The organism is Thauera sp. WH-2 (genome assembly GCF_048321015.1).
In the GTDB taxonomy this organism is placed as follows: domain Bacteria; phylum Pseudomonadota; class Gammaproteobacteria; order Burkholderiales; family Rhodocyclaceae; genus Thauera.
The window spans coordinates 217,670-233,346 of the sequence record NZ_JBLWFG010000001.1; the positions used below are offsets into that span (position 1 = coordinate 217,670).

Sequence of the window (15,677 nt, forward strand, 5' to 3'; positions counted from 1 at the left end):
CAAAATGGCTACCCTGCGCGTTCGTGTCGACGGAACGCTACATGCGCTGGCCTTCGATCCTGCAGCCGGGGCAAGCCTGCGCGGTATCCTCGAACCGACGGATTACCGGGTGCGTACCGCCTGTCTTGGCCTGGGGGCATGTGGCCTGTGCCGGATCCGTGTGCTCCGCGGTGACGCCGGTGCGGTCACTGCGGTAGAGCGCGCACAACTGGATGAGGTCCTGCTTCTGGACGGCATCCGGCTGGCCTGCCAGTGCCACCCGATGGCCGATCTCGAGATCGAAGTGTTGAGCCTGGCTGCGCCGACGAACTGGCGTATGCCCGCGGGGGGATTGAAAGGGTTCGGTTCGCTGCGCTGGACGCCTCCCCTGTCCGGGCATCACCGTGGTGCTCGTCCGCTCGGCGTCGCGGTCGACCTCGGGACCAGCCACATCAGCCTTGCAGTGCTGGATCTCGACAGCGGAAGGCCGCTCACACTGCGCTTTGGTCCGAACCCTCAGCGTGCCCATGGCGCGGACATCATGACGCGGCTGGTCGTGGCCGGTGGTGCGGGCCAGGCCGAAAACCTCGCCGCACTGGCTCGAGGTGCGATCGGTGAAGCGCTTGGCGAGATCGCCCGCAGCGAGGGGATTGATCTGGCGCGCATTACCCGCATGACGGTGGTGGGCAACACGGCCATGTTGAGCCTGCTCGCCAACCGCAATCATCAGCAGTTGCTCGAACCTCGAAACTGGTTCGCCCCGGTCGACTGTGCTCCCGCGGACGCGGCCCCTTGGGCGCAGGAGTGGAGCCTCTCCCCCGGGGTTACGATCGAAGTCATTCCACCGCTTGCGGGCTTTGTAGGCTCGGATCTGCTTGCCGGCGTGGTCGCCGAGCGCATGCTGGAGCGCCCTGCCCCATGCTTGCTGATCGATTTCGGCACGAATTCGGAGATGGCCCTGTGGACGGGCAAGACCCTGTGGGTCACTGCCACCGCCGGTGGCCCTGCTTTCGAAGCCAGCGCCGGGCGCGACTGCATTCCTGCCGAAGCCGGCGCGGTCTACCACGTCCGCGAGGGCGTGGGTGACGCGCTCGAGTGCGACATTGTCGGTACCGACGAGGCCCGAGGGCTCTGTGGCTCGGGGCTTGTGGATCTGCTAGCGTGCCTGCTGCGGCGCGGGCAGATCAATACCATCGGGCGGTTCGCGGATGGCAGCGAGCGTTTCCATTTCGAAGCCAACGGGCGCGTTCTGAGCCTGGGTTGGCGCGAGATCGATGCGCTGCAGCGGGCGAAGGCTGCGATCGGCGCCGGCGTCGCAGTGCTGTGTGAATGCGCGGGCATCAACCCCGCCGAACTGCGTCATCTCCTTGCCGCAGGGCTGTTCGGTCGCCACCTCGATCTGAAAAATGCAGCGCAGATCGGGCTGCTGCCCGCGTTGCCCGCGGGGCGTATCTCGCTCGCAGGCAACACGGCGCTGGCCGGTGCCTGTGCTCTGCTGTTCGCCGAGGGCGCAAGACAGATGCTCGCCGATGCGCGCGGATGCACCCGTTTCGTCAATCTGGGCAACACCGCCGCATTCGACGCGGCGTTCCTGGATCATCTCTTCCTTCAACCGATGAGCATTTCGTCATGAGCGGTCCGCTGCCCGATCCGCGTACGCCGGTTGACGCCGTGGTGCGCACGGCTCAGTATCTCGCTGGCATCGTGTCCTACGAAGGGCTGTGGCCCCAACTCGCACGGGTCGTGCACAACTTCTATGGCGCCGACATCGCTGCCTTTCTGGCACGCGATGCTGGCGGGGAAATTCGCTGCCTGCAATGTGAGCCGGAAAATACAGAGCTTGCGCAGGTGTGCGCTGAGTCGGCCAAGCAGGTGTTCGAAAGCGGCTTTCTCAGCACGGAGGCGCTCAGCCTGCCGGATCCGCACGAATCGATCTTGCTGCCGATCGGCAGGGAGCGTCAGCGCACCGCCTATGTTCTGGTCGCTGCGCACAGGGGGAGGACGCCCCTGCCGCGTGAGACGCTGGACCTCTATCTTGCCCTGGCGGGCTTGATCGAGACCACCCTGGACCGCATCGCATCGCAACACCGTTTTCTGAGCATGGCGGACAACGTGCCGGAACTGCTCTTTCAGATGGTCGAGCAGGATGGCGCGTAGCGCTTCAGCTACGCGAGTGGTGGCGCTCGTGCGGCCCTCGGCCTTCAGGCGCAGGATCTGCTTGACCGCCCCGCCCTGCTCTTTGCCGGATTGGACGACGGTCAGCAAACTCGATTGTCCGAGGCGCTTCGTGAAAGTGAAGCGGGCAGGCGCTTGCATATTCCACTGCGCTGGACTGCGCCGGATGGGAACCTGCGCCATCTGCTGCTCGATGCCGCCAGCGCCACCGGCGAGCAAGGTCGACCGGTATGGGATGGTGCATTGCGTGACATCAGTGAGCAGGTCCGGCTTGAGGAAGAAAGCCGCCGCAACCTGCTGCGCCTGAACAGGAGTATGGAAGACGCCATTCAGGCGATCGCAACCACGATCGAGAAACGCGACCCCTACACGGCTGGCCATCAGCGCCGCGTTTCGGATCTCGCGGCGCGGCTTGCCATGGCGCTGGGTATGCCGGAAGAGCAGGTCCATGGCATCCGGCTGACCGCGGCAATCCACGACATCGGAAAGATCCATGTGCCGGCCGAGATCCTAAGCTTTCCCGGACCGCTGCCGGAAATCGAATTTGCCCTCATCCGCACGCACCCGGAGGTGGGCTACCAGATCCTGAAAAACGTGGATTTTCCATGGCCTGTCGCAGAGATGGTCTATCAACACCACGAACATCTTGACGGGACGGGCTATCCGCGAGGCTTGCGCGGGGACGAAATCATGATTGGTGCCCGCATCATCACCGTAGCGGATGTAGTGGAGGCGATCGCGCTGTATCGCCCGTATCGTCCGGGTCTGGGCGTGGATACGGCACTTGACGAGATCACTCGCAACCGTGGCACACGCTATGATCCACAGGTAGTGGATGTATGCCTCGAACTGTTCAGGGACAGGGGTTACAACTTCCCGGACGGCGTAGATCTTGGCAGCCTCTTCTCGCGCCGGCCCTCACCCGCCCGAACGGAGGCATGAACGCTCGATGGCAGGCGTTGCGTTCCGGAGTGCAGCCCCCCTGCTCCTGCACGTTGCCTTGCCTGGGGTGAACGAACAACGCCGGCCAAAGGCCGGCGTTTCGTGTCTGGTGGGCGGTACTGGGATCGAACCAGTGACCCCTGCCGTGTGAAGGCAGTGCTCTACCGCTGAGCTAACCGCCCGATCGGAAAATCTGATCGGTGTTCTGGAGGAGACAACGCGAACGTTGGTGGGCGGTACTGGGATCGAACCAGTGACCCCTGCCGTGTGAAGGCAGTGCTCTACCGCTGAGCTAACCGCCCGCCAGAAAAGAGGCCGCATTTTAGGAGGCGGCCAGGCTCGCGTCAAGCACATGCCATCAGAACATGCCATGAGATCGCATGCCTTTGCGCAGCCAGTGGTGGTCGGTCTGGCGCGGCGCGGGAAAAACACAGGGGCGACCTCCTGTCTTCGGAGACGGCCCCTGGGGTACGACGCGTGGGATTACTTCTTGCCGGCAGGCTTCTGGGCACCCGTCACAGCCTTCACGGCCGCTTCGGTCGCTGCAGCCATATTGGCTTCAGCGGTGGTCGCAGCCTGCTTGGCAGCCTTCGAGGCGTTCTCGTACAGGGTACTTGCGCTCTCCATGGCCGACTTGACTGCGGCGAACACGCTCTCGGAGCCAGCAGGGGCCTGCTTTGCAGCCTGTTCCAGCATGTTGTTGAAGTTGCGGTTAAGTTCGGCGATCTGATCTTCGAACAGACCTGAGACTTCTTCCTGGCCCTCGGTGGCGATCTGTTGCACGCTGCGGGCGTACGCAACGGCCTTGTCGATCATCGGCTTGGTCAGCTCGGCCTGCAGGCTGGCCAGTTGTTGGGGATCTTTTGCCTCGGCCAGCTTGCGGGTCGTGGCCACGCTGTCTTCCAGCACGGAGCGGACGGCGTTCAGGTTCAATTCTGCAAGACGCTCGGCGCGCGACAGCGCGCTGTTGGCGAGCGCAACCAGCTTTTCGAGGTTGGCCTGGCTCACCGCTGCAAACTGCTCGGGGGACTGGATCTTCGTCATTTGGATGCTCCTTGGCTGGACAAGCGGATTGGATGATTCCTTGCAGCACCCGGAACGTAATGCTGCGCTGCAACAATTCAAATCCTAGTGCGCAGCGAAAGACATGTCAAATACTTTGTGCGCCGCACCATTGCCCCTGTTTGCCCGCTGAGTCGTATCCGCAGGTCAGCGCTCGCCAGGGGCCCCTTTGGGCTTTCCAGAGGGCGTCGCGGGGTCTTCAGGATCGATACCCCAGTCCCCGTAGGTATACCAATCCTCGCCCAGCAGCTCGGACGGATGTTGCGTGCGTCCCGAGCCATTACCACATCCCAGCGCGTCAGCCGGACAGTACTTGTCGCAGCCCCAGCAGATGCGCTCAGGGTTCTTGGGGTGTAGCGGGAATTTCTTCGCCATGGATTTCTCCAGCCTACGCAGATCCACAGGCGCGAGCCGCACGCCTGGAAGTTCCCAAACCGTGCTGGCCTGTTGCGAGTTCAAGCATGCAAAAGACGAAGCCCGGGACAGGCCCGGGCTTCGGTGATATTGGTGGGTGCTGACGGGGTCGAACCGCCGACATTCGCCTTGTAAGGGCGACGCTCTACCAACTGAGCTAAGCACCCGCGCTGCAACCCGGATCGGGCCGGATTCGCAAAGTGCGTCAGTTTACCGAATCCTTGAGCCCTTTGCCAGCGCGGAATTTGGGTACTTTGGCCGCCTTGATCTTGATGTCCTTTCCCGTCCGCGGATTGCGTCCGCTGCGTGCAGCACGTTCTCCCACATAGAAGCTACCGAAACCAACCAGAGTGACCGTCTCCGTGCGCTGGAGGGCTTCGGTCACGGCAGCGACTGTGGCCTCGAGCGCTCGCGCTGCATCAGCCTTGGTCATGCCTGCCTTTTCCGCAATGTTTGCAACCAGTTCCTGTTTGTTCACTTGACCCCTCCGGAGACGAACCGCATGGAAAAGAGTGCAGACCGGCCAGAACTGATGGCCACTGCAACCTGGACGACAGTTTGCATATGGGGAGTTTTATAGCGCGGTGAATTCCGCGCTGTCAACGCGCGTGTCCACGCGCGTGTCCTGTCGTGTTGCCCAGGAGCACGATGGAAGCAGGATGAATTGCACAAAAAAGCCGCACGCCGAAGATACGGCATGCGGCCTTCTTGCCGCTACGACAGAGACTGGCTTTCTCAGTGCGCGTGACGTGAGGATGCGGCCTCGTCCGAGGCTGGTGGCACGGCTGCAGCCTCGGGTTCCTCGGGCAGGGGTTCCGGGTTGCGTTCGAGCGCGAGTTCAAGGACCTTGTCGATCCACTTCACCGGCACGATTTCAATAGCGTTCTTGATGTTGTCGGGAATCTCCGCGAGGTCCTTGACGTTCTCCTCGGGAATCAGCGCGGTACGGATGCCTCCACGCACGGCGGCAAGCAGCTTCTCCTTGAGTCCGCCGATCGCCAGCACCTCGCCACGGAGCGTGATTTCACCGGTCATGGCGACGTCGCAACGCACGGGGATGCCGGTGAGCACGGACACCAGCGCAGTGGAGATCGCGATGCCCGCCGAGGGGCCATCTTTCGGAATCGCGCCCTCCGGCAGGTGAATGTGGATGTCGCTCTTTTGATAGAACTCGGGATCGATGCCAAGGGAGCGCGCGCGGCGACGCACCACCGACAGCGCAGCCTGAATCGACTCCTGCATCACCTCGCCCAGCTTGCCGGTGGTGAGCACCTTGCCCTTGCCCGGGAGTTGCACGGCTTCAACGGTAAGCAACTCTCCGCCGACCTCGGTCCACGCCAGTCCAGTCACCTGGCCGATCTGGTTTTCCTTTTCGGCCATGCCGAAGCTGTGCTTGCGCACGCCGAGGAACTTGTCGAGATTCTTGGCGTTGACGACGATCTTGCTGCTGCGCGGCTTGAGCACGAGCTGCTTGACCACCTTGCGGCACACCTTCGAGATCTCGCGCTCGAGGCTGCGCACACCCGCCTCGCGGGTGTAGTAGCGCACGATGTCGCGCAGTGCCTCTTCGGTGACGGAGAGTTCGTCCTGCTTGAGGCCGTTGTTCTTCATCTGCTTGGGCAGCAGATAGCGCTGAGCGATATTGACCTTCTCGTCTTCCGTGTACCCCGACAGCCGGATGACCTCCATGCGGTCGAGCAGCGCCGCCGGAATGTTCAGCGTATTGGCCGTGGCGACGAACATCACGTCGGAAAGATCGAAGTCGACCTCGACGTAGTGGTCCTGGAAGGTGTGGTTCTGCTCGGGATCCAGCACCTCCAGCAGTGCCGACGAGGGGTCGCCACGGAAATCCATGCCCAGCTTATCCACCTCATCCAGCAGGAAAAGCGGATTCTTGACGCCGACCTTGCTCATGTTCTGCAGGATCTTGCCCGGCATCGAGCCGATGTAGGTGCGACGATGACCACGGATCTCGGCCTCGTCACGCACACCGCCCAGCGCCATGCGGATGAACTTGCGGTTGGTCGCCTTTGCGATCGACTGGCCGAGCGAGGTCTTGCCCACCCCCGGGGGGCCAACCAGGCACAGGATCGGCGCCTTGACCTTGTCGACACGCTGCTGCACGGCGAGATATTCGAGGATGCGTTCCTTGACGCGCTCAAGGCCGTAGTGGTCCTTGTCAAGCACCTTCTCGGCCTCGCCGAGGTCCTTGCTTACGCGCGACTTCTTCTTCCAGGGCAGGCCGATTAGGGTGTCGATGTAGTTGCGCACGACCGTGGCTTCGGCCGACATCGGCGACATCAGGCGCAGCTTCTTGAACTCGGCTTCGGCCTTGGCAAGGGCTTCCTTCGGCATGCCCGCCGAGCGGATCTTCTTCTCCATTTCGTCGAGGTCGGCGCCGTCCTCGCCTTCGCCGAGTTCCTTCTGGATCGCCTTGACCTGCTCGTTCAGGTAGTACTCGCGCTGGCTCTTCTCCATCTGGCGCTTGACGCGGCCACGGATGCGCTTTTCGACCTGCAGGATGTCCAGTTCGCCCTCGAGCTGGCTCAACAACTTGTCGAGTCGCTCGGCCGTATCGAACATCTCGAGCACCTCCTGCTTGTGCTCGAGCTTGAGCGGCAGATGTGCGGCAATCGTGTCGGCCAGCCGGCCCGCGTCTTCGATGCCCTGCAGCGAGCCGAGGATCTCAGGCGGAATCTTCTTATTGAGCTTAACGTACTGGTCGAACTGCGAGATGATTGCGCGCCGCATGGCTTCGAGCTCATGAGTGGCATGCTCTGCGGCCGGAACCGGGCGTACCGTGGCAACGAAAACGCTGCGCAGATCTTCGACCTTTTCGATGTGTGCCCGCTGCACACCTTCGACCAGCACCTTGATGGTGCCGTCCGGCAGCTTGAGCATCTGCAGGATGTTTGCGATGCAGCCGATGCTGTACAGGTCTTCGACCGAGGGTTCGTCCTTGGCAGCTGATTTTTGCGCCACGAGCAGGATGCTCTTGCCTGCCTCCATGGCGTTTTCGAGCGCCTTGATACTCTTGGGGCGGCCCACGAAGAGCGGGATGACCATGTGCGGAAACACCACCACATCCCGCAGTGGCAGGAGCGGCATTTCCATCGCTTCGTTGGGGAGGTCAGCAGGACCCGACATTTTTTCTTTCCTTAAGCAAAAGGTCACACCCATGTATGGGCGTGACCTGGAAATTCAAGCTGCGGGCCGTCGGCTCACGTCCTGGGGCCGGATGCGCGAAGCTGGGAGTCAGTTGCCGCCGGACACCTTCTGCTGCTCCGCATAGATCAGCAGCGGCTTGCCACCCTCTTCGATCGTGGCGTCGTCGACGACGACCTTCGTCACGTTCTCCATGGCCGGCAGATCGTACATGATGTCGAGCAGCGCCGATTCCAGAATCGAACGCAGGCCGCGCGCGCCGGTCTTGCGACGGATCGCCTTGCGTGCGACCGCGTGCAGTGCCGTCGGACGGATCTCGAGCTCGACGCCTTCCATGGAAAATAGCTTCTGGTACTGCTTGACCAATGCGTTCTTCGGCTCCACAAGGATCTGGATCAGCGCCTCTTCATCGAGTTCCTGCAAGGTGGCGACGACGGGCAGACGGCCGATGAGTTCGGGGATGAGGCCGAACTTGATCAGGTCCTCAGGCTCGACCTGGCGGAAGGTGTCGGAGAGGTTGTTCGCTTCCTTGCTCTTGACCTCGGCGCCGAAGCCGATCCCGACCTTCTCGGTGCGGTTGCGGATGACCTTCTCCAGTCCGTCGAAGGCGCCGCCGCAGATGAACAGCACGTTGGTGGTGTCGACCTGGACGAAGTCCTGATTCGGGTGCTTGCGGCCGCCTTGCGGCGGAATGGACGCGATCGTCCCTTCGATGAGCTTTAGCAAGGCCTGCTGCACGCCTTCGCCCGACACATCGCGGGTGATCGACGGGTTGTCGGCCTTACGCGAGATCTTGTCAATCTCGTCAATGTAGATGATGCCCTGCTGCGCCTTGTCTACGTCGTAGTCGCACTTCTGGAGAAGCTTCTGGATGATGTTCTCGACGTCCTCGCCGACGTAGCCGGCTTCGGTCAGCGTGGTGGCGTCGGCCATCACGAACGGAACTTCGAGCACGCGCGCCAGGGTTTGCGCGAGCAGGGTCTTGCCCGAGCCGGTGGGACCGATCAGCAGGATGTTGCTCTTTGCGAGCTCGACGTCGTCCTGCTTGGCCTCAATGTGGCGAAGACGTTTGTAGTGGTTGTACACCGCCACCGCCAGATTGCGCTTGGCCTTGGACTGGCCAATCACGTACTGGTCGAGGATCTCGCAGATCTCCTGCGGGGTTGGCAGGGCGTCCTTGAACTTCTCCGGATCTGCGGCGCCTACGACCTCATCGCGAATGATGTCGTTGCACAGCTCGATGCACTCGTCGCAGATGAAGACCGAAGGACCGGCGATCAGCTTGCGCACCTCGTGCTGGCTCTTGCCGCAGAAGGAGCAGTACAGCAGCTTGTCGCCGCCAGCCTTCTTGTCCGTCATGTGGGGGTTCTCCTGAATCAGGTGTCGTCGCGACTGGTGATCACCTTGTCGACCAGGCCGTACTCCACGGCCGCTGTGGCGGACATGAAGTTGTCGCGGTCGGTGTCCTTCTCGATGCGCTCGAGCGGCTGGCCGGTGTGCTTGGCCAGCATCTCGTTCAGGCGTGAGCGCAGGTAGAGGATCTCACGGGCGTGGATCTCGATGTCCGAAGCCTGGCCTTGAAAGCCGCCGAGCGGCTGGTGGATCATGACGCGCGAGTTCGGCAGGATGAAGCGCTTGCCCTTCTCGCCCGCCGCCAGCAGGAAGGCGCCCATGCTCGCTGCCTGGCCGATGCACAGCGTGCTGACATTCGGCTTGATGAACTGCATGGTGTCGTAGATCGCCATGCCGGCGGTGACCGAACCGCCAGGCGAGTTGATGTAGAAGTAGATGTCCTTGTCCGGGTTCTCGGACTCGAGGAACAGCAACTGCGCGACGATCAGGTTGGCGGTCACGTCATTGACGGGGCCGACGAGGAACACCACCCGCTCCTTCAGAAGGCGCGAATAGATGTCGTAGGCGCGTTCGCCGCGACCGCTCTGTTCGACCACCATCGGAACCAGGCCGAGACCGACCGGGTTCCAGTCGCTGCTTTGCTGGGGTGTTCCTTGCATCATTCGTCAGACCCTCTGCGGCATCAGGCCGCGTTGTTGCCCATCAGTTCGTCGAAGGCCACCGGGTTGTCGGTGGTCTCGGCCTTGTCGCAGACCCAGGCGACGACGTTGTCTTCGATGACCACGGCTTCGGCCTGCGCCAGACGTTCCGGTTGAGCGTAATACCAGCGCACGAGTTCCGAAGGGTCCTCGTAGCTCTGGGCCATTTCCTCGACCAGCGCGCGTACCTGTTCGGGTTTTGCATGCAACTCGTTGGCCTTGACCAGCTCGGCCATGATCAGGCCCAGCTTGACGCGGCGCTCGGCCTGCTCCGCAAACCAGGACGGGTTGACCGGGATGTCCTTGGTCTTGAGACCGCGCATCTCGAGGTCGCGGCGGGCGCTCTCGGCCAGTTGCTGCGATTCGGCCTGCACCAGCGCCTTGGGCACTTCGATCGGCGTGGCCGAGATCAGTGCGTCCATGACCTGTTCCTTGACCTTGGACTGGATGCGGCGCTTCACCTCACGTTCGAGGTTGCCCTTTACTTCCTCGCGCAGCTTTGCGACGTCGCCATCGGCAACACCGAGCGACTTGGCGAACTCGGCGTCCACCTCGGGCAGCACCGGCTCTTCGATCGCCTTCACGGTGATCTCGAACTGCACGGTCTGGCCCGCCAGGTGCTGGGCGTGATAGTCCTCGGGGAAGGTCATGTCGAAGGTCTTGCCTTCTCCAGCCTTGAGACCCACTACCGCAGTCTCGAAGTCCTTGAGCATGGACCCTGCGCCGACCACGAAGGGGAAGTCCTGCGCCTGGCCGCCATCGAACACCTCGCCGTCCTTGCGGCCGGTGAAGTCGATCACCACACGGTCGCCTTCGGCGGCAGCACGATCCACTGCCTTGAAGCTGGTACGCTGCTTGCGCAGGACTTCAAGGGTCTTGTCAACCTCGGCATCTCCAACCGCCAGAGTCGGGCGCTCGATCTTCTGACTGGCAAACTCCCCCACCACGATGTCCGGGTAGACCTCGAACACCGCGGTGAACTCGAGCGTGCCCTCGGGTGCGCCGTCCTTCGGCTCGATGCTGGGGTAGCCAGCCACGCGCAGGTTCTCTGCGCGCACCTTCTCGCCAAAGGCCTTTTCGACGGCAGCGCCGACGGCTTCGCCACGTGCCTGACCGCCATGGGTCTGGGCCACGATCTTCAGCGGCACCTTGCCCGGGCGGAACCCGGGCATCTTCACCGTGCGCGCCATGCGCTTGAGGCGAGCATCCACCTCCTTCTCGATGTCCGCCAGGGAAACGGCGATGTCGATACGGCGCTCGAGCGCGCTCGGGGTGACCTGGTTCTGCTCCATTAAATCGATCCTGAGAAGTCTTGAATAACCGCTCCCGCTTACTGTAGTGCGATGACGGGCACGAGCCCGGGGCGCATTTCGCCAGCGTGAGCACGATGTACGAAGTCGACAATTCTAGCACAGGCCCGGGACGCACCTGCAGGGCACGCGCACAGACGAGGGCACGCGCACAGACGCAGGAGTACCCAATGCGGGCTTTGCCACCGGACCGAGGAGGCCCGCGTGGGGCGGTCCGCCAGACGGCGTAGAATCGCGGCCAAACCCCCTGGAGTCGCTCAGCATGTTCAGCCCCTTGCGTCCGATCTATCCCGTCGCCGGAATACGAGAAATCGAGGACAAACTCATCCCCAATGCACGCCCTCCACTTATGGAACGTGCCGGGCGCGCAGCCGCGCAGGATGCGGTGCGGCTGATCATGAACCGGCCCGGCCCGATCCTGATCGCCTGCGGCCCGGGCAACAACGGCGGCGACGGCTTCGTGATGGCTCGCCAGCTCGCTCAGGCAGGGCGCGAAGTGGTGGTGGCCTTCGCCGGAAAGGTCGAATCGCTTCCGCTCGAAGCCGCCAAGGCGCACGCGGACTATGTTGCTGCGGGCGGCAGCATCGTCTCCGACCTGCCTGCGGCCCCCGCCTGTGGCTGGGCACTGGTGGTCGACGCCTTGTTCGGCATCGGCCTCGCGCGACGGATCGACGGGCGCTATGCAGACTGGATTCTCACCCTGAACGCGCAGCCTGTGCCACGCATGGCGCTCGACGTTCCGAGCGGGCTCGACGCCGATACCGGCCAGCCGAAGGGAGCCACTTTCCGCGCCACGCACACAACCACCTTCATTGCCCTCAAGCCCGGACTGCTCACCAATGATGGCCCCGACTATTGCGGGGAGGTCTCGGTACAGCGCATCGACGTCGATGCCGCTGCGTGGCTGCCGGCGAGCGGCCTTGCCATTGCTCCTTCGCTGTTCCGCACCCTGCTTCAGCCACGACCGCGCAACACCCACAAGGGGGTTTATGGCGACGTGGGCATCCTCGGCGGCAACGCTGGCATGGTGGGGGCAGCCTTGCTCGCGGGTCGAGCCGCATTGTGGCTCGGTACCGGCCGTGTCTACGTCGGACTTCTGGATGACCACGGCCCGGCCGTTGATTTTGCGCATCCCGAACTCATGCTTCGGCGGGCGCACCTCCTGCCCGAGCGGCTGAGTGCGCTGGCGGTCGGCCCCGGGCTTGGCACGCAGAACATCTCGGCCGGTGTGCTGGCGAATGCGCTGCGACGTGACATGCCATTGCTGGTCGACGCCGATGCGCTCAATCTCGTGGGCACCGATCCTGCGCTTGCCGCTACGCTCGGCGAGCGCCAGGCACCCACCATCCTCACCCCGCATCCGGCCGAGGCGGGGCGCCTGCTCGGGGTGAGCACGGCACAGGTGCAGGCAGACCGCCTGTGTGCAGCACTCGAGATCGCGCGCCGTTATCGCGCCATGGTTGTACTCAAGGGATGTGGCAGCATCATCGGCACTCCGGATGGGAGGTGGTACATCAACACCTCGGGACACCCCGGAATGGCCAGCGCCGGCATGGGCGACGTGCTCAGTGGCCTCGTGGTCGGCCTGCTTGCGCAAGGCTGGCCACCCGAGAAGGCCCTGATCGCCGGCGTGCATCTGCATGGCGCTGCAGCCGACCGGCTTGCACGTGAAGGCATCGGCCCGGTAGGACTCAGCGCCAGCGAGACCATCGATGCTGCGCGTGGCGTCTTCAATGCGTGGTTGATCGAGGCGCAACGCGAACCCGGTCCGACCGCGGGCTTGCGTCCCGAGCGCTAGGCGTGCGGATGCTAGAATCCGTAACCATAGATACCTCTCTTTTCAAGGCCCTCATGCTCTCCGAACAACTCCGCGTCGAAATCCAGCGCAATATTGCCGCCTCTCTCGCCGAGGACATCGGCACCGGCGACCTGACCGCTCGCCTGATCGGACCCGATACCGAAGCGCGCGGGCGAGTGATCACGCGCGAGGACGCGGTGATCTGCGGCACGGCCTGGTTCGATGCAGCCTTCGCCGCACTGAGCCCTTCGGCCGTCGTGCACTGGCTGGTCAAGGATGGAGACTGCGTGCAAGCGGGGCAGCAGTTGTGCGAGATCATCGCGCGTGCCCGCGTGCTGCTGACGGCCGAGCGCACCGCACTGAACTTCCTTCAGTTGCTGTCCGGCACGGCTACCGTGACGCGCCGGTTCGTGGAGACGGTCGCTGGAACCAAGGCACGGATCGTCGATACCCGCAAGACCCTGCCCGGCCTGCGCCTGGCGCAGAAATACGCCGTCGCAATCGGCGGTGGCACCAATCACCGGATTGGGCTCTATGACGGGATTCTGATCAAGGAGAACCACATCATCGCTGCGGGGAGCATCCGCGAGGTGGTTGCCCAGGCCCGCGCCATCGCGCCCTCGAACGTCTTTATCGAAGTCGAGGTAGAAACGCTCGAGCAACTGCGCGAGGCCCTCGATGCGGGCGTGCGCATGGTTCTGCTCGACAACATGAGCCTTGAGCAGATGCGCGAGGCGGTTTCGATCACGGCGGGGCGCGCCGAACTCGAAGCGTCGGGCGGGGTCAGCCTCGACCGGGTGCGCGCCATTGCCGAAACGGGGGTCGACCGGATCTCCATCGGGACCCTCACCAAGGACGTGCGCGCACTGGATCTTTCGCTGCGTCACGTCGAAGCCTGAGAAGCCGGGGCGCAGAATTCACCGTGCTCGCCCTGCGCCTTCGTTGCCTTTCCCCTTGCCATTCCCTCAAATCGCCCTCATTGCGCTCAATTGCGTTGACGGGCGGTGCGGCGCCAGAGCATAATCCGCGCCCTCGCTGAACACCTTGAGGTCCCTGCAGGTCGCGCAGCGAGCGAGCCTTGGTGGTGAAATTGGTAGACACGCTATCTTGAGGGGGTAGTGGCGAAAGCCGTGCGAGTTCGAGTCTCGCCCAAGGCACCAAACGTAACGGCGCTGCTCACTGTCAGCGCCCCAACAAAAAGCCCGCGAGTCGTTCGCGGGCTTTTTGTTTCCTGCCGCCCCGGCCGGGACGACAGGGCATGAAGCGGCGCTCAGGTGCGCTCAGCAATGAAGCGCTTGATCGCCTCGACGTCGGGCGCCATGACCTCCACCCGCTGCGGCAGCTTTTCGATTCCTTCCAGGTCGGCAGGGCGCTCCGGCTCGCGGCCCAGCGCCTCCACGATCGTTTCGGCGAACTTTACCGGAAGCGCTGTCTCCAGCACGAGAACCGGTACCCCAGCGGGCACGTCGGCTGCACGCTCCCAGGCTACCTTCACGCCGTCGGCGGTGTGCGTGTCGATCAGTACGCCGTACTGCTCGAACACCTTGCGGATCGTGGCCAGGCGGTCTGCGTGACCGCTGGCGCCCGACGCGAAGCCGAACTCATCAATGCGCGTGAATTCGGGCGAGCCGGAGAGATCGAACGCGCGGCCGGCATCCACTTCGGCCCACAGGGCTGCGACCTTTTTCGGATCGCGGCCGACGAGATCGAACACGAAGCGCTCGAAATTCGAGGCCTTGGAGATATCCATCGACGGGCTGGAGGTGACGTGCGTCTCCGCGGCCTTGCGCGGGCGGTAAACGCCGCTGCGGAAGAACTCGTCGAGCACGTCGTTCTCGTTGGTGGCAAGAATCAGTTTGGCCACCGGCAGTCCCATCTGGCGGGCGATATGGCCTGCGCAGATGTTGCCAAAGTTACCGGAGGGCACGCAGAACGCGACCTGCTCGTCATTGCTGCTCGTTGCGGCGAAGTAGCCCTTGAAGTAATACACGATCTGCGCGGCGACCCGCGCCCAGTTGATCGAGTTGACCGCGCCGATCTTGTGCTTTGCCTTGAAGGCGTGGTCGTTGGATACCGCTTTGACGATGTCCTGCGCTTCGTCGAACATGCCAGTGACGGCGATGTTGAAGATGTTCTCGTCCTGCAGCGAATACATCTGCGCACGCTGGAAGGCGCTCATCTTGCCGTGCGGCGACAACATGAACACGCGCACGCCCTGCTTGCCGCGCATTGCGTACTCGGCCGCCGAGCCGGTGTCGCCCGAGGTGGCGCCGAGAATGTTGATGGACTCGCCGCGTTTTGCGAGCACGTACTCAAAGAGGTTGCCGAGCAACTGCATCGCCATGTCCTTGAAGGCTAGCGTCGGGCCGTTGGACAGTTCGAGCAGGCCGAAACGACCACGGCCGCCGGCATCCTTCTCCAGCCAGTGCACCGGGGTGATGTCGCGCGCATCGTCGCCCTTGCGTACGTGGCGATAAACCTCAGCCGTGTAGGTCTTGTCGCAGATCGCCTTCAGGTCTGCAGGCGGAATATCGGTGATGAACTTCGACAGGATGGCGAAGGCCAGTTCCGCATACGACAGCTTGCGCCAGCTGTCGAGTTCGTCGCGTGTGACCCGAGGATAGGTTTCCGGAAGGTACAGGCCGCCGTCGGGCGCAAGACCGCCGAGGAGGATGTCGCAGAACTCGGGATGTGCAGGCTGGCCGGCATGGCCGCGGGTCGAGATGTACTTCACGTGGGCAGTCCTTCGATTGGCTGGAGGGTCGGGCGGGTTTGGCTGCG

12 protein-coding genes, 4 tRNA genes and 1 pseudogene are annotated in these 15,677 nt (G+C 63.3%); 6 read left to right on the forward strand and 11 right to left on the reverse strand.

The genetic code is table 11. The features are described 5' to 3' along the window. Positions 1-4 precede the first annotated feature (4 nt). The 3 genes from ACNKW1_RS01105 to ACNKW1_RS01115 all read left to right on the forward strand — a co-directional run bounded on the left by ACNKW1_RS01105 (position 5) and on the right by ACNKW1_RS01115 (position 3,096). Positions 5-1,612 carry an ASKHA domain-containing protein gene (locus ACNKW1_RS01105; protein ID WP_418362770.1) on the forward strand — a complete coding sequence of 536 codons (1,608 nt, stop codon included), beginning with the start codon at positions 5-7 and terminating at the stop codon, positions 1,610-1,612. Continuing rightward, positions 1,609-2,136, forward strand: coding sequence for a hypothetical protein (locus ACNKW1_RS01110; protein WP_418362771.1), 528 nt, complete (start codon positions 1,609-1,611; stop codon positions 2,134-2,136). Before ACNKW1_RS01105 ends, ACNKW1_RS01110 begins: the two co-directional genes overlap by 4 nt. A gap of 114 nt (positions 2,137-2,250) precedes the next feature. Next, entirely contained in the window at positions 2,251-3,096 is an 846-nt protein-coding gene (locus ACNKW1_RS01115) for an HD-GYP domain-containing protein (RefSeq protein WP_418362772.1), read from the forward strand. A 107-nt stretch (positions 3,097-3,203) separates the two neighbouring features. On the opposite strand, the gene ACNKW1_RS01120 is transcribed toward ACNKW1_RS01115, so the two are convergent. The 10 genes and pseudogenes from ACNKW1_RS01120 to tig all read right to left on the reverse strand — a co-directional run bounded on the left by ACNKW1_RS01120 (position 3,204) and on the right by tig (position 11,080). Next, a tRNA-Val gene (locus ACNKW1_RS01120) sits at positions 3,204-3,278 on the reverse strand. Between the two features lie 45 nt (positions 3,279-3,323). Next, positions 3,324-3,398 (reverse strand) — tRNA-Val (locus ACNKW1_RS01125). Between the two features lie 181 nt (positions 3,399-3,579). Beyond that, positions 3,580-4,140, reverse strand: coding sequence for a phasin family protein (locus ACNKW1_RS01130; protein ID WP_418362773.1), 561 nt, complete (start codon positions 4,138-4,140; stop codon positions 3,580-3,582). A 165-nt stretch (positions 4,141-4,305) separates the two neighbouring features. Further along, on the reverse strand, positions 4,306-4,533 hold the full coding sequence (locus ACNKW1_RS01135) for a DUF3079 domain-containing protein (protein ID WP_418362774.1): 228 nt from the start codon (positions 4,531-4,533) through the stop codon (positions 4,306-4,308). Positions 4,534-4,663: 130 nt separating this feature from the next. After that, a tRNA-Val gene (locus tag ACNKW1_RS01140) sits at positions 4,664-4,739 on the reverse strand. Positions 4,740-4,777: 38 nt separating this feature from the next. Continuing rightward, a pseudogene (locus ACNKW1_RS01145) lies at positions 4,778-5,068 on the reverse strand (HU family DNA-binding protein); the annotation flags it as partial. Between the two features lie 239 nt (positions 5,069-5,307). After that, positions 5,308-7,719: an endopeptidase La gene (lon, locus tag ACNKW1_RS01150; protein ID WP_418362775.1), complete on the reverse strand. Its 2,412-nt coding sequence runs from the start codon at positions 7,717-7,719 to the stop codon at positions 5,308-5,310. Between the two features lie 108 nt (positions 7,720-7,827). Beyond that, a complete protein-coding gene (clpX, locus tag ACNKW1_RS01155; protein ID WP_418362776.1) occupies positions 7,828-9,096 on the reverse strand; it encodes an ATP-dependent Clp protease ATP-binding subunit ClpX in 1,269 nt (422 codons plus the stop codon). Between the two features lie 17 nt (positions 9,097-9,113). Then, positions 9,114-9,752 carry an ATP-dependent Clp endopeptidase proteolytic subunit ClpP gene (gene clpP, locus ACNKW1_RS01160; RefSeq protein ID WP_418362777.1) on the reverse strand — a complete coding sequence of 213 codons (639 nt, stop codon included), beginning with the start codon at positions 9,750-9,752 and terminating at the stop codon, positions 9,114-9,116. 20 nt (positions 9,753-9,772) lie between these two features. After that, positions 9,773-11,080, reverse strand: a complete 1,308-nt coding sequence (gene tig / locus ACNKW1_RS01165; protein ID WP_418362778.1) for a trigger factor — start codon at positions 11,078-11,080, stop codon at positions 9,773-9,775. Positions 11,081-11,360: 280 nt separating this feature from the next. Between tig and ACNKW1_RS01170 the strand changes: the two genes are divergently transcribed. The 3 genes from ACNKW1_RS01170 to ACNKW1_RS01180 all read left to right on the forward strand — a co-directional run bounded on the left by ACNKW1_RS01170 (position 11,361) and on the right by ACNKW1_RS01180 (position 14,056). After that, the gene (locus tag ACNKW1_RS01170; protein ID WP_418362779.1) at positions 11,361-12,896 is read left to right on the forward strand and encodes an NAD(P)H-hydrate dehydratase; all 1,536 of its coding nucleotides are present in this window, start codon (positions 11,361-11,363) and stop codon (positions 12,894-12,896) included. Between the two features lie 53 nt (positions 12,897-12,949). Next, entirely contained in the window at positions 12,950-13,795 is an 846-nt protein-coding gene (gene nadC / locus ACNKW1_RS01175) for a carboxylating nicotinate-nucleotide diphosphorylase (protein WP_418362780.1), read from the forward strand. A gap of 176 nt (positions 13,796-13,971) precedes the next feature. After that, positions 13,972-14,056: transfer RNA gene (locus ACNKW1_RS01180), tRNA-Leu, on the forward strand. Positions 14,057-14,166: 110 nt separating this feature from the next. On the opposite strand, the gene thrC is transcribed toward ACNKW1_RS01180, so the two are convergent. Continuing rightward, complete coding sequence (thrC, locus tag ACNKW1_RS01185; protein WP_418362781.1) at positions 14,167-15,630, reverse strand: threonine synthase; 1,464 nt, start codon at positions 15,628-15,630, stop codon at positions 14,167-14,169. Positions 15,631-15,677 lie beyond the last annotated feature (47 nt).